Source organism: Acinetobacter sp. PFS20 (assembly GCF_052261015.1).
Lineage (GTDB): Bacteria > Pseudomonadota > Gammaproteobacteria > Pseudomonadales > Moraxellaceae > Acinetobacter.
Genome location: NZ_JBPVZE010000001.1, coordinates 489355 through 510852, shown reverse-complemented (window position 1 = coordinate 510852; position 21498 = coordinate 489355). Strand labels below are relative to the sequence as shown.

The 21498-nt window shown below is 39.9% G+C and carries 18 protein-coding genes and 4 tRNA genes; 13 read left to right on the top strand and 9 right to left on the bottom strand.

Annotated elements, in window-relative coordinates; genetic code table 11:
- Positions 1–182: 182 nt before the first annotated feature.
- Positions 183–1133, top strand: coding sequence for a hypothetical protein (locus ACS125_RS02485; protein ID WP_005300925.1), 951 nt, complete (start codon positions 183–185; stop codon positions 1131–1133).
- 86 nt (positions 1134–1219) lie between these two features.
- Here the strand turns inward: ACS125_RS02485 and ACS125_RS02480 are convergent.
- The 8 genes from ACS125_RS02480 to ACS125_RS02445 all read right to left on the bottom strand — a co-directional run bounded on the left by ACS125_RS02480 (position 1220) and on the right by ACS125_RS02445 (position 6248).
- Positions 1220–1295 (bottom strand) — tRNA-Glu (locus ACS125_RS02480).
- A 30-nt stretch (positions 1296–1325) separates the two neighbouring features.
- Positions 1326–1401: transfer RNA gene (locus tag ACS125_RS02475), tRNA-Glu, on the bottom strand.
- Positions 1402–1522: 121 nt separating this feature from the next.
- Positions 1523–2419: a hypothetical protein gene (locus tag ACS125_RS02470; RefSeq protein ID WP_151963844.1), complete on the bottom strand. Its 897-nt coding sequence runs from the start codon at positions 2417–2419 to the stop codon at positions 1523–1525.
- Positions 2420–2538: 119 nt separating this feature from the next.
- Positions 2539–3960 (bottom strand): amino acid permease, encoded by a 1422-nt coding sequence (locus tag ACS125_RS02465; RefSeq protein WP_004789844.1) that lies wholly within the window; start codon positions 3958–3960, stop codon positions 2539–2541.
- A gap of 129 nt (positions 3961–4089) precedes the next feature.
- Positions 4090–4165 (bottom strand) — tRNA-Glu (locus tag ACS125_RS02460).
- 25 nt (positions 4166–4190) lie between these two features.
- A tRNA-Ala gene (locus ACS125_RS02455) sits at positions 4191–4266 on the bottom strand.
- A 57-nt stretch (positions 4267–4323) separates the two neighbouring features.
- Positions 4324–5832 (bottom strand): glutamate--tRNA ligase, encoded by a 1509-nt coding sequence (gene gltX, locus ACS125_RS02450; protein ID WP_443270347.1) that lies wholly within the window; start codon positions 5830–5832, stop codon positions 4324–4326.
- A gap of 116 nt (positions 5833–5948) precedes the next feature.
- Complete coding sequence (locus ACS125_RS02445) at positions 5949–6248, bottom strand: hypothetical protein (RefSeq protein WP_005300933.1); 300 nt, start codon at positions 6246–6248, stop codon at positions 5949–5951.
- A gap of 399 nt (positions 6249–6647) precedes the next feature.
- Between ACS125_RS02445 and ACS125_RS02440 the strand changes: the two genes are divergently transcribed.
- From ACS125_RS02440 to ACS125_RS02400, 9 genes are all read left to right on the top strand, one after another.
- Complete coding sequence (locus ACS125_RS02440) at positions 6648–7646, top strand: sulfate ABC transporter substrate-binding protein (protein ID WP_005044064.1); 999 nt, start codon at positions 6648–6650, stop codon at positions 7644–7646.
- 231 nt (positions 7647–7877) lie between these two features.
- The gene (gene rsmH, locus ACS125_RS02435) at positions 7878–8801 is read left to right on the top strand and encodes a 16S rRNA (cytosine(1402)-N(4))-methyltransferase RsmH (RefSeq protein ID WP_005300940.1); all 924 of its coding nucleotides are present in this window, start codon (positions 7878–7880) and stop codon (positions 8799–8801) included.
- On the top strand, positions 8801–9133 hold the full coding sequence (ftsL, locus tag ACS125_RS02430; RefSeq protein WP_004789835.1) for a cell division protein FtsL: 333 nt from the start codon (positions 8801–8803) through the stop codon (positions 9131–9133). Before rsmH ends, ftsL begins: the two co-directional genes overlap by 1 nt.
- Before the next feature lie 11 nt (positions 9134–9144).
- Complete coding sequence (gene ftsI, locus ACS125_RS02425; RefSeq protein WP_005300944.1) at positions 9145–10977, top strand: penicillin-binding protein PBP3; 1833 nt, start codon at positions 9145–9147, stop codon at positions 10975–10977.
- Between the two features lie 3 nt (positions 10978–10980).
- Positions 10981–12480: a UDP-N-acetylmuramoyl-L-alanyl-D-glutamate--2,6-diaminopimelate ligase gene (locus tag ACS125_RS02420; RefSeq protein ID WP_443270343.1), complete on the top strand. Its 1500-nt coding sequence runs from the start codon at positions 10981–10983 to the stop codon at positions 12478–12480.
- Positions 12481–12488: 8 nt separating this feature from the next.
- Entirely contained in the window at positions 12489–13889 is a 1401-nt protein-coding gene (locus ACS125_RS02415) for a UDP-N-acetylmuramoyl-tripeptide--D-alanyl-D-alanine ligase (RefSeq protein WP_443270341.1), read from the top strand.
- On the top strand, positions 13890–15008 hold the full coding sequence (mraY, locus tag ACS125_RS02410) for a phospho-N-acetylmuramoyl-pentapeptide-transferase (protein WP_004789827.1): 1119 nt from the start codon (positions 13890–13892) through the stop codon (positions 15006–15008).
- A 59-nt stretch (positions 15009–15067) separates the two neighbouring features.
- Positions 15068–15400 carry a DUF7709 family protein gene (locus ACS125_RS02405; protein WP_174727825.1) on the top strand — a complete coding sequence of 111 codons (333 nt, stop codon included), beginning with the start codon at positions 15068–15070 and terminating at the stop codon, positions 15398–15400.
- A 2-nt stretch (positions 15401–15402) separates the two neighbouring features.
- Positions 15403–16227, top strand: a complete 825-nt coding sequence (locus ACS125_RS02400; protein ID WP_174727828.1) for a putative RNA methyltransferase — start codon at positions 15403–15405, stop codon at positions 16225–16227.
- An 89-nt stretch (positions 16228–16316) separates the two neighbouring features.
- Here the strand turns inward: ACS125_RS02400 and ponA are convergent, their stop codons facing one another.
- Positions 16317–18884 carry a penicillin-binding protein PBP1a gene (ponA, locus tag ACS125_RS02395; protein WP_443270338.1) on the bottom strand — a complete coding sequence of 856 codons (2568 nt, stop codon included), beginning with the start codon at positions 18882–18884 and terminating at the stop codon, positions 16317–16319.
- Positions 18885–19045: 161 nt separating this feature from the next.
- Between ponA and ACS125_RS02390 the strand changes: the two genes are divergently transcribed.
- The 3 genes from ACS125_RS02390 to ACS125_RS02380 are packed head-to-tail and all read left to right on the top strand — an operon-like array spanning position 19046 to position 21491.
- Positions 19046–20104 carry a pilus assembly protein PilM gene (locus ACS125_RS02390; protein ID WP_443270336.1) on the top strand — a complete coding sequence of 353 codons (1059 nt, stop codon included), beginning with the start codon at positions 19046–19048 and terminating at the stop codon, positions 20102–20104.
- Positions 20104–20745: a PilN domain-containing protein gene (locus tag ACS125_RS02385; protein WP_312823078.1), complete on the top strand. Its 642-nt coding sequence runs from the start codon at positions 20104–20106 to the stop codon at positions 20743–20745. The genes ACS125_RS02390 and ACS125_RS02385 overlap by 1 nt, the downstream gene beginning before the upstream one ends.
- Positions 20742–21491 (top strand): type 4a pilus biogenesis protein PilO, encoded by a 750-nt coding sequence (locus ACS125_RS02380; protein WP_004789816.1) that lies wholly within the window; start codon positions 20742–20744, stop codon positions 21489–21491. The genes ACS125_RS02385 and ACS125_RS02380 overlap by 4 nt, the downstream gene beginning before the upstream one ends.
- Positions 21492–21498 lie beyond the last annotated feature (7 nt).

Genomic DNA, 21498 nt, shown 5'->3' with positions numbered 1-21498 from the left:
AAAAATTACTTATGAATAAACAAAGAAATATAAAAAACTGATGATTTATCCGTACACATAAAAATTAAAATAATATTGTAGAGCATGCTAATCTACAGAAAAATGAAGTGTGATTAGCACTATAAATGAGCTTAAATACTCGTAAATAGGACGTGGAATAAATATAAAAAGGAGAGAGGGACTTGGGTCAACAAGATGACAATAAGTCGCAGCCTACAACGACAGCATCGGTTTTAGCTACCCCAGATACCGCAAAACCGTCATTATCTCGTCGATTACTGCATAAGACATTGCAACATGCCCAAGATGCAGTCGGGTTTGCTAGCGACACCACACGTAATATTGCAGAGGTTGCTGACGCGGCTTTAGACGCGCTCGATCAAGTGACTACCCACACCAGACGTGGAGTTGTTGGAATGACAAATCTGGCGGCCGGCACTGTAAGAGATATGGTGTCTGAAACCAGTGAAACCGCACGCCAAGTCGCATTGATAATGGCGCGTACATTTTTGGGGAAGAGTACCTTAACGTTGTACTTACCTGAAATGTTATTAAATAATCAAATTCGTAAGCGCATTGATCGCTCTGAAATTGATGATATTAAAATTAAATGTGGGAATGATAGTTTTCAAGTCGAAATTGACGGGCATTATCATCGGTTCATGTACCGTTTAAGTTTAGATTTTAAAGTATTGGAATGTCGTATTGGGCAGGAAAAATTTTTGCGCCTACGTCAAATGGATGAAAGTCTTGATGTCCAGATTCGTCATGGAGGAACACTGTCAAATTGGGCTGTGCGCCGTATTGGTCGGGTTGGTTTTGAGGTCGTAAATATGTTACCCATTCCCTCACTTATTAATCATTTGATTGGTGATATTCCGGGTATCCAACGTGATGGTCACCGTATGTGGTTTATTGACCTAGAGCAGGCGGGATTTATTGACTTTATTAATAACCGCTCTTGGATGGTTGAAAAGCTTTTGAGCTTGACTGATTTTAGTATTTTACCTGGTTTGAATATTTTGAGAGAAAGTCGAGAGTTGGTCCAGCAATTGGTAGATCAATTTGAAATTAGAGGACTACGGGTACAGTCGGGTCGCCTCGAAGTACAAGTGGGAATTGCAAGCTCATAGAGCGTAGGAAAAGCTGATCATTGATTGGCTTTTTATTTTTTAGGCAAGAAAAAAGCCACTGACATTTGCAGTGGCTTTTTAGAATTTGGCGTCCCTACGGGGATTCGAACCCCGGTTACCGCCGTGAAAGGGCGATGTCCTAGGCCTCTAGACGATAGGGACAATATGTGAGGCATACATCTGAAAAATTATTGGCGTCCCTACGGGGATTCGAACCCCGGTTACCGCCGTGAAAGGGCGATGTCCTAGGCCTCTAGACGATAGGGACGTTTCAGAGGTGGGCGTATATTAGGTCGATTTAATAAAAGTGTCAAATAGTTTTCTGAAGAAATATTAAAAAAAAGAGTCAACCGATTAAAAATAACTCTAATTGTAGAAAATATATACATTTATCCTTCATTTTTCTGAAAAGGCTCAATAATTGCCTTTATAACGGACGGATGTTGTAGATACCCTAAAATCTCATGCGGCTGGTTAGCAAAAGTAAAAATCTCTTGATTAATGATGGGCGGAGTAAAATTAAAAGGTGCTTCACTTAACGGAAAAGCAGTTAAAAAATCATCTTTTGAGTAGAAATTATACCAATCACCATTGAGGCATTTTGGTCGTTCAATCGGAATGGGAAGTTTACTTTGAATCACCCGAAAAGAAAGTGGTGAAGCTAAGGTAACAAAGCGTTGTACTGCAAAATGATAAGAGGGATCTGATAGCAAGTGAAATGCGATCACAGAACCTAAAGAGTGTGCGACTACAATGCAGTCTTCATCATCATGCATTTGTTTTAAAATTCTTTGGTGAACTTCGTACATAAAATCAGGATTAGATAAGTACATGTACGTTTCAATCAAGAATTGTTGAATTAAGCTCTCATGTAGTTTGGGAAAGTTATTTAAAAGCATAACCATTTCTTTAAGAACACGATCTTTTACTAACTGTGAAGTCAGATATAAGCGTTCTGATAAACTTTCTGCAGGTTGGTCAGGAGAAAGAGGAAGATGGGGTACAAAAGGAGTGTGTTCCTTAGGTGTAGGGGATTGCTGGTTTAAGTGGATAGGTAAATGAAAGTTAAAAGATTTTGGAAGTAAGGTGTTGAGGTCTAATTGATTAGATAATTGATATTTCGTCATTAAATCGCCATAAAATGGCATATGTATATGTAGATCTCTTAAATTAACTCTACAATGTAATTGTTTTAAGCCCAGTTTAAATACTTTTAGCCAATGCTCCTTTAAACGATGTGCTGTGTAATTCTGTTGATTCATCCCATGGATAAATATAATTTTCATTGTAGGCAAAGAATTGTTTTTAATATAAATTTTAATCTACAACGGTAGATTCTATAAAGCCAGTATCTAGGTAAAAAAAAGTGTAGCTTTTTGCTACACTTTAAAACAATCAAAACGATTTAGACTTTATTGCGGTAAAAAATAAAATAGCTGACATAACATAAAGCTGTAAAAATCAGACAGCCCACAAAACCAGCACGCATTTCAGGGTCTGCAGCCATACTTAAGCAAGTAATAAAGCAGAAAATAAAACCTAAAATTGGAACGATAGGAAATAATGGAGCGGCATATTGCAAGTCTTTAACAGTATGACCAGATTTGTACCATTGGCGGCGGAAATTGAACTGACTTAAACAAATGCTCATCCAGACAATAACCATGGTAAAAGCAGCTACACCGAGTAGATTCTTAAAAATAGTCTCTGGTGCAAATTGCTCTGACAATAAACCCGGAATTGCACCGAACATCGTTACCACTAGAGCTACAATCGGTGTTCCACTTTTTGATAGAGTGGCAAATACGCTAGGCAGTAATTTTTGTTCCGACAGTGACCACATCATACGTGAAGCGGCATAAAGTCCTGAGTTTGCTGCTGAAAGCAGAGCTGTAATAATTACAAATCGAATAATGTCATCCGCATATGGAATGCCAATATAATTAAATACAGTAACGAAAGGACTACTACTTACGCTTTCACCGCCTAAACCTGCAAGCTGAAAAGGAAGCAAAGCGCTAATAACAATAATGGTCCCGACAAAGAAAATAAGAAGACGCCAAATCGCAGCATTAATTGCTTTAGGTACATTCTGAGCCGGATCTTTAGTTTCACCTGCTGCTACGCCAATTAATTCTGTGCCTGAGAAAGCAAAGTTAACAATCAGCATGGTAGTAAAAATAGGAATTAAGCCATGTGGGAACCAGCCTTGAGCAGTAAGATTGCTAAACAGCGGTGCAGTTTGGCTACCATGAAAAGGAATTAAACCAAAAATTGCTAAAAGGCCGAGCACAATAAAAGCAATAACGGTAATGACTTTAACAAGAGCTAACCAGAACTCAGACTCAGCAAAAATGCGAGTTGAACTAATATTTAAACCAAAAATAGTAATTGCAAAAACAATTGTCCAGATCCACATTGAAATATGTGGGAACCATTCCTGCATGAGTAATGCTGCAGCTGTGAACTCAGTTCCAAGCGTTGCAGTCCAGGTCAGCCAGTACATCCAAGAAATCATATAGCCAGTACTAGGACTAATATATTTTTTGGCATAAGCACCAAAAGAGCCTGAAACAGGCATGTGTACAGCAAGCTCTCCTAGGCAAAGCATGACCATATAAGCGATCGCGCCACCAAGAATGTAGGCAATAATTGCGCCAATAGCTCCAGTTTGTGAAATGACTTCCCCTGAACCTAAAAAGAGACCAGTTCCGATAGCTCCGCCTAGTGATAACATCACAAGATGGCGAGTACTCATGGCTCTTTTTAAAGGTGCAGTACTGTTCTGATGCTGATGAGCATCTAGTTGATTGTCAGATGGCTGCATATTACACATTGAGAGAATTAAGAAAGACGCTATTTTAGATAAAATAGACAAATGTGCAATCTAGAAAGAGATAAAGAATAAACAGTAAGGTGACGATAGAGTCTTTTTATAATTTTTTAAAGCAGAATATGGCGTCCCTACGGGGATTCGAACCCCGGTTACCGCCGTGAAAGGGCGATGTCCTAGGCCTCTAGACGATAGGGACTTGATGAGGCAAACACAAAGGAGCGTGGTGGAGTCAAGCGGGATCGAACCGCTGACCTCTACAATGCCATTGTAGCGCTCTACCAACTGAGCTATGACCCCAGTTTGTGTGAGCGCAATATTAGGGGGGATGCGCTCACACGTCAACAAAAAAATGAATTAAGCTTCGCTAGTTGCTTCATTTTTAGGCAATTTTAGGCTCTCATTGAGTTTTTCCCAATTTTTAACTTCTTTCTTGCTTGGTCCACCCACAACTTCTAAGGCACGGCGTAAACGAGCAAAAGTTAAATCAGGTCCAAGGGTGACCATCGACTGCATTACAGGTGTTGAACTAGTTGAACCTGCAATTGCGATAAAGAACGCTGGCATGAAATCGCGTAATTTAATCTCCATCTGGTTCGCAAGATCCATTAGGGTTTGGCTAACAGTGTCATTGTTCCAAGTAAACTGGCCTTCAAGACGCCAAATTGCAAATTGCAGACTTTGACGAACCTGTTCTTGAGTCAATTTTTTGCTTTCAAACATTTCAGCAGTAATTTGTGGCATATGGTTAAAATAGAAACCAGCCCAATTCACAGCTTCTGAAAGTAAATTAATACGCGGTTGAATGGCAGCTGCAATATCTTCTAAAGTGCTGCGATCACTTTTCCATGTTAATAAACGGTCTAATAATTGGCCAGGTGTTAAACCTTTGATCCATTGACCATTTAACCAATTCAGTTTTTCAACATCAAAAATTGGCCCACCTAGTGAAACACGTTGAATATCAAAGCTATCCATCATGTCTTGTAATGTGAAAACTTCTCTTTCATCTGGCATTGACCAGCCCATACGGCCTAAATAGTTTAATAAGGCCTCTGGTAAAACGCCGATATCGCGGTAGTAGTTAATTGATGTCGGGTTCTTACGTTTAGATAATTTTGATTTATCTGGGTTACGTAACAACGGCATATGGCAAAGTGTCGGCATTTCCCAACCAAAATATTGGTAAAGCAATTGATGCTTCGGTGCAGATGGAAGCCATTCTTCACCACGCAATACATGAGTGATTTCCATTAAATGGTCATCTACAACATTCGCTAAATGATAAGTCGGTAAGCCATCATTTTTAAGAAGAACTTGCATGTCGACTTGTGCCCAAGGAATTTCAACTTCCCCGCGTAATAAGTCATTAAATTTACAAATACCTTCTTCAGGTACTTTCATACGGATGACATGGGGTTCCCCCGCTTCTAAGCGACGAGTCACTTCTTCTTGAGAAAGTTTTAACCCGCGACCGTCATATTTGGGTGTTTCACCGCGTGCTTGTTGTTCAGCACGCATCTGGTCTAGTTCTTCAGCAGTAGCGAAACAATAAAAAGCATGACCTTTTTCAACAAGTTCTAATGCGTATTGCTTATAAATTCCCATACGTTCAGATTGGCGATACGGGGCATGAGGACCACCTATATCTGGACCTTCAGACCAGTTTAAACCTAACCAACGCAATGAATCCAAAATCATTTTTTCAGATTCTGGTGTAGAGCGAAGTTGGTCTGTATCTTCAATTCTTAAAATAAATTCTCCGCCATGTTGTTTCGCAAAACACATGTTAAATAAAGCGATGTAGGCAGTGCCGACATGAGGAAAACCGGTAGGAGAAGGTGCAATACGAGTACGAACTTTCATAGGTAATGGGTCAAAATAAAAATTGAAACTATTATAACGAAAAAGCCCAGTATTCTGACGTTTTATTTAACGTCAGTCTGGGCTAAAACTGAAACGAAGAGGGGGTGTTTCAGATTTTAAGAAGCATGCGGCTGGAAGATTGCCTGAACAAAACGTGAAAAACGTTCGTGTTGTGCAGCAAGAAAATTTTGAGTCGGTGTAACGCGAATAGTATTGAGTACCTTAAGCTCATCATCTGAAGAAGGTAATACAATAGGATTACGTTTCTGTTGATCTAAAGCTTTTTCAATAAGCGAAGTCTGCTTATCTGACCCGGTTTTATTTGGGGTATCTTTAAGTACTGCTGCTGCAGAAAATTGTGATGCTAAACCCAGCACCAAACTTAAGCTTAACGCTTTTCCATAATGAATTTTCATTATTAATCATCCCCTCTGTTCATTACATTTCAACTATTTTTTGAGTTTAACGAAATGTAAAATTACGGTAATGCTACGATTTAAACATAAATCTTAATAAAAAAGTGGAACTGTGTCACACTTTTTACAAAAATTATCTATATTTTAATCTGGTCGACCCCAATGTAGGTCATATGTATCCTTTACGCTTCATTATTTAACAAATTAATGTGTAGATAAAGTGAAGGCCCTGATTAAGTTGTAAGAATAATTACAAAAAATTTCAAAAATGAAGTGATTTAGGCATCTTAAGCTATATATTTTAAAGAGATTAATAAAAAATATATTAATATAAGTAATTGATTGTAAATTATAAAATTAAAAATATAGTAAAACTAAAACCAATGATGGATTTTGTAAATGAAAAAAATATCAATAATGGCTGTAGCGGTGTACTTGGGAATGGCAACAGCGGCTCAGGCAGCTACTTCTTTTTTAAACGTTTCTTATGATCCGACTCGAGAATTTTATCAAGAATATAATCAGGCTTTTGGGAAGTTCTGGAAACAGCGTACAGGTCAGGATGTTGAGTTTAAACAGTCGCATGGTGGATCTGGTAAACAAGCTCGGGCAGTAGCTACGGGTCTTGAAGCCGATGTTGTAACGTTAGCGCTAGCGAATGATATTGATGAGATTGTGAAAGCAGGTTTTATCCAACCGAATTGGCAAAAAGAATTTCCAAATAATTCTGCACCTTATACTTCGACTGTTGTATTCCTCGTGCGAAAAGGTAATCCAAAAAATATACGTGACTGGAATGACTTAACAAAACCAGGTGTGGAAATTATCACCCCTAATCCTAAAACAGGGGGCGCACCGCGTTGGATTTATTTGTCGGCATGGGGTTATGCTTTAAAACAACCGGGCGGAAATGATGCAAAAGCTCGTGAACTAGTTAAAAAACTTTATCACAATGTAAAAGTACTTGATTCGGGAGCACGTGGTTCGCTAACAACATTTGCTGAGCGTGGAATTGGTGATGTTTTATTATCATGGGAAAACGAAGCTTTATTGGCGACTAAAGGACCTGATAAAGATAAATATGAAATCGTTTATCCATCAATTTCAATTTTGGCAGAGCCTTCCGTCGCAATTGTAGATAAAACCGTAGATAAAGATGGCAATCGAACTTTAGCAAAAGGCTATTTGAACTTCTTATATTCACCGTTGGGGCAAGAGTTGGCGGCTAAACATTATTTCCGACCACGCAATGCACAAGTGGCTGCTAAATATGCAGCACAATTCCCAAAAATTAAATTATTTACCATTAATGATGTTTTTGGTGGCTGGGCTAAAGCTCAAAAAACTCATTTTGCAAATGGGGCCGTTTTTGATCAAATTTACGATGGAAAGCAGTAAATAAAATGTTTTAAAAACAGTAGACCAAATAGAAAACTTAAAAACTAAATATTTATAGAGAAAGCAAGCAAACTTAAAAAAGTGAGCTTGCTTTCTTTTTTTGCTTAAAAAATGCTAACAAAACGGTTTTATCTATGAAAAATTAATATTTTCCTACAAAAAGCCGTTTGGTGTTGATCATAAACAAGGTGATAATGTGCAGTTACATTTTTACGCAATGATTTAACACCTATGTCGCATATTTCTGTCTTACTTTTTGAGACCGTTGAGAGCTTATTGGCAGATCGCACAACAGGGGTGTATATCGATGCAACCTTCGGAAGAGGTGGGCATACACGTTTATTGCTCTCTAAACTTGATGAAAATGCACGAGTATATGCATTTGATAAAGACCCTCAAGCACTGGAAGTTGCTGCTGCTTTGGCACAAGAAGATCCAAGATTTACAATCATTCATGCGAGTTTTGCTGATATCAAAGAGAAGATGCAGGAAATTGGCGTGATGAGTGTTGATGGCATTATGGCTGATCTGGGAGTGTCATCTCCTCAACTTGATCAGGCAGAACGTGGTTTTAGTTTCATGCAAGATGGTCCGTTGGACATGCGAATGGATAATTCTAAGGGTTTAACTGCGGCTGAGTGGTTACTTGAAATTGAAGAAGAACAATTAGCAAATATTATTTATCAATATGGTGAAGAGCGTTATAGTCGACGTATTGCTAAAGCCATTAAAAATGCTGGAAAACTAGATACAACTGCTCAATTGGCGGAACTTGTAAAAACAGCTCATCCAAAATGGGAAAAACATAAACATCCAGCGACACGTACATTTCAGGCTATTCGTATTGCTATTAATAAAGAGCTCGAAGATATTGAAGTGTTTTTGCCGCAAGCTGTAGACTTACTCAAACCGGAAGGACGTTTGTCTGTTATTAGTTTCCATTCTCTTGAAGACCGACTAATTAAGCAGTTTATTCAAAAAGAATCTACGTTAGCAGAAGATTTCGGTTGGGGAATGCCAGAGCAGCGGGTAGATACAAGAAGATTAAAGAAAATTTCACGGGTTCGTGCGAGTGAAGAAGAAGTAAAAGCGAACCCTCGATCACGTAGTGCATGGCTTCGGGTTGCTGAACGCTTGGAAGAAAAAGGCGCGTAATGAAAAGCAGTGATGAAATCGCAACCACAGAAAACAAAGTGGTGAAAAAAGTTGTGGTGTATACAGTCTTGGTGGCACTTGTTTTTATAAGTGCCATGATGGTGGTATTTCAAGTATTTGAATATCGTCATGATTATAGAGAGCTTAGCTCTTATATGCGTGAACGTGATGATCTCAATGCTGAATGGGGGCGTTTGCTCATTGAGCAACAAACCTTTGGTGCAACGGCACAGATTGGTACACGTGCTGTAACTCAGCTACGGATGTTTTCTCCACCGGCTGCAGAAACGGTGGTAATTTCTTTACCAATGACCTCAGAGCAAAATAAGTAAGGCCTTGCTGTATGGTAGATAAGCGAACAAAACAAACACGGAAAAAACAGCAGTCTATTTCGGAAAAACCAACTCTTGCCTTTGATATGTGGCGGTTTTATCTGCTCTGGGCAGTAGTGTTACTCTGTTTTGTTGTTTTAATTGCACGTGCATTTTATGTACAGGTAATTAATAAGGATTTTTTACAAAACAAGGCCAATGCCAATATTTTGCGTACTGAGCGTGTGGAAGCTATGCGTGGCGTGATTAGTGATCGCCATGGTGTGCCTTTGGCAATTAGTACACCGATCATGAAAATCGTAATGGATCCGCGTGATTATTTTGATACAAAGCATTTATATGACCAAATTACAGCGGAATTAAAGAAAGATCCGAATAATCGTAAATTAAAACGACAATTACCTGATAAAAACTTGAATCTTGATGAGTTGGCGGATGTCGTTGGTTTAGACCGTGCTGATCTTAAAAAGCAGATGAATGCACGACCGCGTTCTCGTTATCTGGTTCTGAAAAAAGAAATACCACCGCAACAGGCAGACCTTATTACGAAGGGTAACTTTCAAGGCGTGTATGCCGAGAAAACCTATAAGCGTTATTATCCTCAACCGCAGCCAAATGCCCAGATTATTGGTTTAACCAACAGTGAAGGCCAAGGGATTGAAGGCTTGGAAATGCAGCTCAATAAACAGCTGTCAGGTGTGGATGGTGAGCAAAAAATTATTCGTGATAAACGCGGAAATCGCTTAAAAGTTTCAGAGGTTATCCGTGAGGGGGAGCCAGGCGAAAATATCACTTTAAGTATCGACTCTCGTTTGCAATACATTATGTATAGAGAGTTGACCGCAGCTGGTGTTGCAAATAATGCCCGTTCGGCAACGGCAATTGCTGTAGATGTTAAGACTGGTGAAATTCTGGCAATGACCAGTTGGCCGTCATATAACCCGAATGATAAAAACGGTTTGTCTAATAAAGATGCCATGCGTAACCGCGGTGCGATTGATATGTTCGAACCGGGTTCAACCATGAAGCCATTTACAATTTCTTCTGCATTAGAAACTGGGCAATATACGCCTAACACGATTGTAAATACTTCTCCAGGTTCAATGCGTTTAGGTTGGCATACGATTCGTGATACCCACAACTATGGTGCTTTAACTGTTAGTGGCGTCATTATCAAATCTTCAAACGTGGGTTCTGCAAAAATTGCATTGTCACTTCCAAAAGAAACACTACCAAGCTTCTTTAATCGTGCAGGTTTTGGTAAACGCTCGGCTGTGAAGTTTCCGGGGGAAAGTTCAGGTTTAGTGCTTCCAGTAAGTAAATTGAACTCTTCTCAAATTGGTACCATGGCTTATGGTTATGGCCTAAACGCAACTATTCTTCAGTTGGCGCAAGGCTATGCAATGCTTGCAAATCATGGCGTAAAAATGCCTCTAAGCTTGCATAAACTCGATCAAGCACCTAAAGGGGAACAAGTTCTTGCTCCAAAAATTGCTGATCAGGTTTTGCTTATGTTAGAGCAGGTTACGATGCCTGGTGGTACTGCAAAGCAAGCTAATATTCCGGGTTATCGCGTTGGTGGTAAAACAGGTACGGCTCATAAACTTCGTGCAGACCGTAAAGGTTATTCAAATAATGAATACCGTGCTTTATTTGCTGGTGTTGCGCCAATTAGTGACCCACGTTTAGCTGTTATTGTCGTTGTTGAAAACCCACAAGGCCGTTATTACGGTGGTTTGGTTGCGGCCCCTGTTTTTGCACGCATTATGCAAGAATCATTACGTTTAATGAATGTACCGCTTGATAAGCCCCTTGATACTTCAGTAAATCCTATTCGCAGGTAAGCTATGTCTGTTTCTTTTCAAGAAATTAATCCAGTCGAGATTAATGCACAGTGGTCTCAGCAGCCTTTTCATGGCTTTAGTCTGGACAGTCGTAAGGTTGAGTCAGGCCAAATTTTTATTGCTTTGACCAGTTATAGCCAACCTGAAAAAACACGTGCTTTTGCAGAGTCAGCTTTAGCTAATGGCGCACTTGCCATCATTAGCGAGACGGAGCTGGGTGTGGCAAATGAATGGGTATGCCCTGATGTACGTCAGCGCATAGGCGAATGGCAAGAGCGTTATTTGCAACATATTGATCCTGTTACGCCAGTACGTATTGTTGCAGTAACAGGCACAAATGGTAAAACGACAATTTCACGTTTAGTTGCTGAATTAATTAGTTCACAACAACAGCGCTGTGCGGTGATGGGAACAACAGGTAATGGTATTTTGCCGGATCTGACGCCATCAACTCATACTACGCTCGATGCTTTACAACTACAAAATGCATTACATGATTATGCTAAACAAGGTGCAACTTTCGCTTCTTTGGAAGCAAGCTCACATGGCTTAGAGCAAGGCCGTTTAAATGGTTGTGCGATTGAAATTGCTGTTTATAGTAATTTGAGTCGTGATCATCTGGATTATCATGGCACTTTAGAGGCTTACGCAGAAGCAAAGGCTCTCTTATTCCGTTTTAATTCTTTAAAAGTAGCTGTTATTAATCTTGATGATGAACATGCTGCTCTTATGATAAATGCAGCAAAACAAAATCCTGCTCAGCCAAAGATTCTGACGTATTCACTTACCCAAAATACGGCTGATTATTATATTAGTGACTTAAGTTATTCTTTGGCAGGGGCTACTTTTAATTTAGTCAGCTCGCAAGGTTCTTTTGCTGTACAGAGTCCATTATTGGGGCATTTCAATGTTGAAAATCTGATTGCAGCACTTATTGCTGCTGAGCAAGCAGGTTTTGATTTAAAAGCTTTAGTCGCTTTTGTTCCTAAGCTCATTGGTGCGCCGGGACGAATGCAGGTCATTCGTGATGGTGAACGTTTATTTGTTGTGGATTATGCGCATACACCTGATGCTTTAATTCAGGTGCTTAAAACTTTAAAACGTCATGTATCTAATCAGCTTTGGGCCGTATTTGGGTGTGGTGGAGATCGTGACCGCGGTAAACGTCCACTCATGACTCAAGCAGCATTGGATGGAGCGAATCCGATTATTCTGACTTCGGATAATCCAAGAACTGAAGACCCTGAACAAATTTTTGCTGATATGAAGCAAGGAATTGATTTCTCTGGGCATCGCATGCAGGAAATTCATGATCGCCGTGAAGCAATTAAATTTGTTGCACAGCAAGCTCAAGCTGGTGATATTGTGGTTATTGCTGGTAAAGGTCATGAAAATTATCAAGAAATTAATGGTGTGCGCCACTGGTTTGATGATGTTGTCGAAGTACAATCAGCAATTGCTGCGCAACACCATACTGTAGACGCTGCTTACCCTGCACAATAGGATTATTTATGCATACTTCAACCACCAGTACCGTGCCTTTGGAACCGTGGACAGCTCAACAATTACAACAGGCAACGCAGGGTTATTGGCATAAAGACCAGATCCCTCAAACTGAAATTAAACGTATTTTGACGGACTCTCGTCATGCGGAAACTGGGGATGCCTTTTTAGCACTAAAAGGTGAGCGTTTTGATGCACACGACTTTGTAGCTCAGGTTGCCGCGAATGGTTGTCAAATCGCCATTGTTGAACGTCCTTTAGATATAGAAATTGCACAGTTAGTTGTTGCCGATACTCGCTTGGCTTTGGGGCAACTTGGCGCTTATCGCCGTGAGCAAAATACCCAATTAAAAGTGATTGCTTTAACAGGCAGTAGCGGTAAAACCACAACTAAAGAAATGTTGGGAAGTATATTATCACGCTTAGCTCCGACATTAATTACCCGTGGTAATTTAAATAATGACCTTGGTGTGCCCATGATGCTGCTAGAGCTTCGTAAGGAACATCAATATGCGGTGATGGAGTTGGGTGCAAGCCATCAAGGTGAAATTGACTATACTTCTAAATTAGTTCAGCCTCATGTTGCAGGCATTTTAAATATTGGTACAGCTCATCTGGGCGAATTTGGTGGACGTGAAGGTATTTGCCGAGCTAAATCGGAAATTTATCGTCATATTTTGCCAAATGGCGTTGCAATCGTACCGCAACAAGATGATTTCACTGCTGAGATTCTTGACGCTGCAAAAGCGCATCGTATTTCTACATTTGGTGTAGGTGGCGATGTGTATGCAACAGATATTGAATTATTACCTCAATCAACAAATTTTACGCTACATACGCCGCAAGGCGTCAGTGCCGTTAAACTCCCTTTTGCAGGTGAGCATAATGTTCAGAATGCAACCGCAGCTGTGGCTTTTGCTTTAGCAATTGGTATTGGACTAGAAGATATTGTCCAAGGCTTAGAGCAAGCTCAGGGAGCTAAAGGTCGCCTTAACTTTATTCAAAAGTCACCTTACTTATTTATTGATGATACCTATAATGCCAATCCGACTTCAATGCGCGCTGCTGCACAAGTGTTGTTGCAACAACAAGGCGTAAAAGTGATGGTCATGGGAGATATTGGTGAGTTAGGTGATAGCAGTTGGCAAGAACACCACGATTTAGGCCGTGATCTTGCTGAGCTTCATTTAGATCATATTATTGCAGTTGGGCAGTTTGCTCCAGCCGCTCTCGAGGGTGCACACTCTCATTCCAATAAAGTGAAAGCATTTCAGACACAAGCTGAGGCGCTTCCATTTCTAATCAATCTAATCCAAACACATCAACCACAGTCCATGAGTTTCCTGTTTAAAGGTTCTCGCTTTACTCATATGGAAACGTTGATGGCTGATTTGATGGAGAAACTTTAAATGCTGTTATGGTTGTTTGAACAACTTGCGGGCTATCACAGTTCGTTTCAGGTCGTTCGTTATTTAACATTACGTTCTTTACTCAGTGTATTAACTTCACTGACCATTGGTTTGGTCCTTGGACCGATCATGATTCGTAAATTACAAGCGTTAAAATACGGTCAGGCAGTAAGTTCATTTGCTCCTGAAAATCATGCTAAAAAGATGGGTACACCAACCATGGGCGGGATTTTAATTCTGCTTTCAATTGGTATTAGTACTTTACTTTGGGCTGATTTATCTAACCCTTATGTTTGGATTGTGCTTGGTGTAATGGTTGTGTTCGGTGCTGTGGGCTGGGCAGATGACTGGATTAAAATCCGCTATAAAGACAATGCTGGTTTACCTGCCCGTAAGAAGTTTTTCTGGACTTCTGTTGCATCGCTTGGGGCCGGTATTGCTTTATATTTAATTGCAACCCAACAGTCGAATGCTGAACATACTGCAAACATGCTGGATTTATTGATTCCATTCTTTAAGAATCTTTCAATTCCACTCTCTATGGTTCCTTTAGGCTTGGCATTTATTGTATTTACCTATCTGGTTATTAATGGTGCCTCTAACGCCGTTAACTTAACTGATGGTTTAGATGGTTTGGCAATCATGCCTGTTGTAATGGTAGCTACGGGCTTAGGCGTATTTGCTTACTTGTCAGGTGACATCCGTTTCGCTAACTATTTGCATATTCCATATGTGAAATATACCTCTGAGCTTGTTGTAATCTGCTCTGCGATGATTGGTGCGGGCTTGGCATTTCTTTGGTATAACGCACACCCTGCTCAAATCTTTATGGGTGATGTTGGCGCATTAGCTTTAGGCGCGATGCTTGGAACAATTGCTGTTATGGTACGCCAAGAAATCGTATTTGCGATTATGGGTGGTGTATTTGTAATGGAGGCTGTATCTGTCTTCTTGCAAATTGGATCGCTGCGGATGCGTAATAAACGCGTGTTCTTAATGGCGCCGTTACATCATCACTATGAAAAGCAGGGCTGGAAAGAAACCCAAGTTGTGATTCGTTTTTGGATTATTACAATTATATTAGTAGTTTTAGGTCTAATGACTTTAAAATTGCGATAGATCTTATTTTAGTGTCAATATAAAGCCAGTTCTACTGGCTTTTTTTATTGGAGAGATGAATGACAAAAGTTGCTGGTCTAGACCAATTATCTGTAATTAATCAGAAAGTAGTTGGAGAGGGCGAAGTATTACCTCAAGTTGTGCTTAAAGATGGAAGTCAGGTGCAAACAGGAACTGTCGCTACAATGCTGCATAATATTGAATTATATAATGCAGGCCAAAGAGGCCAGATTGAGGAAGAGTTAAAGATTGCTATTCCAACTTTAGTCAAAGTGGGGCTATTTGATTTATTTCATGTAGATGAATGGATTAAGGGAACAAATGCAGGGCGTACATTTGTGGGAATGCATGCAAAATCTTATTTACAACATAAAGAACAAGAGAATAATTAAAAGTGACTAAGCAAATTTTAATGTGTCCTGTGTGTCGTCAGTCTCTCGATTTAAATGAAAAAACTTGGCGATGTGGACAAGGGCATAGTTATGATGTCGCTAAACAAGGTTATGTGAACTTACATGTTGTGCAACATAAACATAGTAAAAATCCTGGAGATACCCCAGAGTCTGTCGATGCACGAAGAGCTTTTTTACAAGGTGGTTATTATCAGCCTTTACAACATGCTGTAGTCGCTTTATTAAAACAATTAGATGTAAAAACCGTACTTGATATTGGGTGTGGTGAAGGCTATTACACCAGTGCTATGCAGCAAGTCGTTGAGCAATGTGTTGGTGTTGATATTGCAAAAAATGCGGTACAGCGCGCAGCAAAGCTTAATGCTGAGGTGACTTGGGTTGTGGGAACTGGTGCGACTTTGCCTGTGCTTGATCACAGCATGGATGCATGTACCAGTTTGTTTAGCCCAATTCCACAAGCAGAAATTGCTCGTGTTTTAAAAGATGATGGATATTTAATTGTTGTCACTCCTGCATCTGAGCATCTGTATGCAATGCGTGAGGCTCTATTTGAGCAGGTTAACCCTCATACACCAGAAAAGTTTGTAGAGCAGTTGCAAGATTTGTTTGAACTCAAAAAAGAGCAAATTATTAATGCTCCTTTTGTGCTTGATCAACAGGCTTTAAAAAATCTGATTGCTATGACACCTTATGCTTATAAAGCCTCTCCTGAGCGTCGTTTGCAGTTAGAGCAGCAGTTGCAATTAGAGGTAACGGCATCTTTTCAAATCTATGTTTTTCGGAAACGTAATAAAACAACTAGCTAACCGTACATTTTTAAAAGCGTAAAAAGCCATCTGATGATTTGTTTTTAAGAGCGCAAAAAAGAAGCCATCTGATGATGGCTTCTTTTTTGCTATTCAATCTGATTAATTAGATTTTCTAGTTCATCTTTCTCACGCTTCGGCGCTGCTCCCTGTGACGGTTTCATGGCAGGAGGTGCAGCTTTTGATGGAATAACAATTTCCTCACCTGGTAAATCGGAAAAGTCATTGTCATTGCTTAGTTTTGGTTGGGGTGGTGCTGGGCGATATAGCGGGCGTGCTAATGGTGGAGCTGCACGATAAGTTTTCTTATCGCCTACCTCAGTCTCAGTAGTAGTTTGTTGTTTGTCACGTGAAATAGGACCTTGAGCATCTTTATCTAAACGAACCCAAGATGCTGGCGTACCTTGCAATGCTTGACCCATAAAGTTAATCCAGATTGGTAATGCAGCAATACCACCATACTCACGTCGACCTAATGTTGTCGGTTGGTCGAATCCAACCCATGTTACAGTCACTAATTTGCCGTTAAAGCCTGCAAACCATGCATCTTTTGCATCGTTGGTTGTACCTGTTTTACCGCCTAAATCACTACGGCCAATTTTAAGTGCGGCACGGCCTGTACCATGCTCAATTACATCACGTAAAATGTTCGCCATATCGTAAGCAGAGCTTGATTTTAAAATACGTTGAGCTTGGCGATATTCGCTATTCGCTTTATCAGTTTGTTTAAGATTAAGTTGCTTAGCTGCCTTTTCTTTCTGCTCTACGTCTTTGTTAGTAACCTCAATCACTTCATCATCTGTTGTCGTAGCCTTCTGTTCGTCATCAGTTGTGTCTGGCGCATTAATACATGGAATACATGCATATTCTGGCTTAGCTTGATAAATCACTTTACCGTATGCATCTTCAATACGCTGAATAAAGTGTGGTTGAACGCGATAACCACCATTTGCAAAAGTTGCGTATCCAGTTGCCATTTGAATTGGTAAAACTTGAGGTGTACCTAGAGCAATGGTGTAGTTACGTGGAATTTGATCTTCTTGTAAACCAAAATCCATGAATAATTGGCGAGTACGTTCAATTCCCACCGTTTGTAAAAGGCGTACCGACACGGTATTACGAGACAAATACAAAGCACGACGTAATGGAATCATCCCTAAATAACGACCGTCTGAGTTTCTCGGTGTCCACTTACCAATTGTGATAGGACTATCATTCACCATGCTGTACGGCGTCATACCGCGTTCAAGTGCCAGTGCATAGACAAACGGTTTGATCGTTGAACCAGGTTGGCGCCAGCCTTGTAAGGCACGGTTAAATTTCGATTGATAGAAGTTATAACCACCTACAATTGCTTCAATTGAACCATCATTCGGGTTAATCGCAATAAGTTGACCTTGAACTTTTGGAACCTGAACTAAAGACCATGCTGTTTTTGCATCATTTGGACGTAAGCGAACAATATCTTTAACTTGAACAATTTGAGATGCACGTGAAGGAGCACCACCTACACTATTCGCATTGCGATAGGGACGAGCCCATGACATACCTGACCACTGTACAGTAACGGTTGTACCATCTTGCATTAATGCGTCAAAAGAGCTGCTATTTACCTTGGTAACTTGTGCAGGGTAGGTATTAGCATATGCTCTAAATTCATTTAATGGTTTATCGTGTGCTTCCGCACCACGCCAGCCATGACGACGATCGTAAGCTTCAAGACCATCTTGTACAGATTTCTCTGCAATCGCTTGGCGTTTAGCATTGATGGTTGTATAGACTTTATAGCCAGAATCAATAGCTTGTTCACCAAAATGCTTTACAAGCTCTGAACGAACCATTTCACCCGCATACGGGTGAATATTATTTAAATCCCGATTGGGCATGTTTAGATTAATCGGTTCAGCTACAGCTTTTTGATATTCTGTTTGAGAGATATAACCCAGCTGTAACATACGGCCTAAAATCCAGTTGCGGCGTTCAAGTGCACGTTCAGGATTAACCACAGGATTGTATTTAGAAGGTGCTTTTGGCAAACCCGCAATCATTGCCATTTGAGCAATGCTGAGCTCATTAATACTTTTGTTGTAATAAATTTTGGCTGCTGCTGCGATACCGTAGGCATTTTTTCCTAAGAAGATTTTATTCACATAAAGACTGAGAATTTCTTCTTTAGATAAATTTTGCTCAATTTTTCGAGCTAAAAAGATCTCGGTTATTTTGCGTTTTAAGGTTCTTTCTGGACTTAAATAATAGTTCTTTGCAACCTGCATGGTAATGGTTGAACCACCAGTTTGCACATCAGAACCAGTTACACTTTCACTTAAAGCACGCCCTAAACCTTTAAAACTGATCCCGCTATGTTCAAAGAAAGAAGAATCTTCTGCTGCTAAAAATGCATGAATAAAAGCAGGAGGAATTTGTTTGTATTCAACTGGAATAGAAAGCTTACCACCATACTCGGCAATCAGTTGATTATCCGAGGTATAGACCTGTAGAGGTTTTAAAAGCGGAGCTTTTTTTAGTGAACTCATTTCAGGGAGTGATGGGGCGATATAGAGATACATGCCATAAAAGCCCATCGGAAGTGAGACTAAGATAATAATAATGATCAAAAAAATTGGACGCACGAAGCCCAAACTGGATAGCTTTTTCATGATAAGTAAGCTTTAATAAGATCGAATACAAACTAATTGTGGTCAGTATATCCTTTAGACATGCGGATTGTTAGATGAGATATTGTATCCGTGTAAAAATAAAGACCTAGATTATTGGTTTGTAATTTTTTTTGGGGATAAAAAAATAATAGGACAATAGTGTGCTCAGGTTATATCGTAAACCGAATAAGGGGTTAATGGGTGTCGATATTAGTTCGACTTCTGTTAAGTTGTTAGAGCTCTCTGTTAAGAACGGTAAATATTGGGTAGAAAGCTATGCTTTGATGCCTTTACCCGAGAACAGTGTAGTTGAAAAAAATATCTTGAATCCAGAGGCAGTAGCAGAAGCTTTGGAACGGGCGATGAATTTAGCAAATCCCCAAACCAGTAACGCTGCAATTGCTGTTCCAACATCGACGGTTATTCATAAAACCATCGAAATGGATGCAGATATGAATGATGATGAACGAGAAGTTCAGATTCGTTTAGATGCGGAGCAGTATATACCGTTCCCTTTGGATGAAGTGAGTCTTGATTTTGAGGTTTTACCAGATCGACTGCCTAATCCAAACCGTGTAAATGTACTTCTAGTTGCAACAAGAACAGAAAATGTTGAAACACGAGTAGAAGTGCTGGAACTGGTAGATCTAACGCCTAAGCTTGCTGATGTTGAAAGTTATGCTGTCGAGCGTGCTTTTAGTGTATTTGCTGATAGTTTGCCCATGGGTGCAAATACCATTGGTATTTTAGATATCGGCCATACCATGACTACATTATCGGTTATGCAAAGTGGCAAAATCATTTATACCCGTGAACAAGTCTTCGGCGGCAAGCAGCTTACTCTGGAAATTCAAAGCCGTTATGGTTTGTCATTAGAAGAAGCGGGACGAGCTAAAAAAGAACGCTCTTTACCAGATGACTATGACATCGAAGTTTTAGAGCCATTTTTAGATGCGGTCGTGCAGCAAGCAGCCAGATCTCTACAATTCTTCTTTTCTTCGTCACAATTTAATGAAATAGATCATATTTTATTAGCAGGTGGTAATGCCAATATTCCTGGGCTTGCCAAATTGTTGCAGCAAAAACTTGGTTACCGTGTGACCATTGCCAATCCATTTTTACAAATGGGTTTTTCTCCTCAAGTCAACGTTCAAAAACTTGAAAATGATGCCTCATCGTTAATGGTGGCATGTGGTTTGGCTTTAAGGAGTTTTGATTAATGGCAACAATTAATTTACTCCCTTGGCGTGATGGGCTTAGGGAACAGCGCAAAAAACAATTTATTATTTTCTGTTTTGGGGTCGTTGTGCTGGGGATTACCACTGTATCTTCTGGGTGGTTTTATTTAAATCAAAAATTAGATGATCAAGAACAAGCTAATCAACTCATCACCAGTACAAACCAGAGTCTAGATCAACAGCTTAAAACCTTAAATGGCTTACAAGAACAGCGCGATGCCATTATCGAACGTATGAAACTTATTCAGGGGTTACAAAGTCAACGTCCTGTTGTTGTGCGTTTGGTGGATGAATTGGTGCGGGTGACTCCGGCAGCGATGTATTTGACTAAATTTAGCAGAACTGGAGATAAATTTACCATTGAAGGTAAAGCAGAAAGTCCAAATACGGTCGCGGAGTTATTACGTAATCTCGAGGCATCACCATGGTATCGCAATGCTTTTATGAACTCTTTCTTGGCGACCGAAGAGAAAAAAGATAAGACGGCAAGTTCGCTGCTTCCTAGAGTAGAAGATAGTTATGGCAGTTTTGTTGTGACTGTTGATTTAGGAGAAATGGGGGTGACTACAACAGATGAAACCGCCAATACGTCTGTAAGTGCGGATAAGGGGGCGGTTAAATGAGTCCAGATGAACTTCATGAGTTGTCGTTAGAACAAGCTCCATCTAAGAAAAAACAGATTACTTTAGAAAAATTTCTTCAGCAATTTAACACACTAGATATGAACAGTTATGGTAGCTGGCCATTATCTGTGAAAATTACGTGCTGGGTTTTTATTTTCTTTGCTGTATTGGCTTTAGGATACTTTGTTGTTATTCAGCCAAAGTTACAAGCAATTGATAATGCACAGGCGCAAGAAAGTAATTTGTTGAATGAGTTTCGCGAAAAGGATTCAAAATTACGTAACTTGCAGCAATATCAACTTCAACTTCAAGAGATGCAAGCAAACTTTAATCAGCAGTTAGAACAACTCCCAAAAGAAACCGAGATTCCAAGCTTGGTTGAGGATATTAACTTAACCGGTGTGAGCTCTGGTCTGAAGTTTAAAAATATTCGTTTAGAAGATGAAGTGAAGCAGGAAATCTTTATTGAACAGCCCATTGCGATGGAAGCAACTGGCGATTATCACGCTTTTGGTGCTTTTGTGAGTAGTATTGCGGCATTACCACGTATTGTAACGATGCATGACTTTGTTGTAGAAGCTGCACCTGTTAAAGATAGTAAGTCAGATATTCCTGTACTTAATTATTCTATTAAAGCAAAAACTTATCGCTATATGGGCGCCGTAGAAAATGCTGAACATCCGGAAAACAACGCTTCGGCTTCTGTAGCACCTGTTTCCTCTACTGCTAATAAACAGTCGAAATAGGAGCATT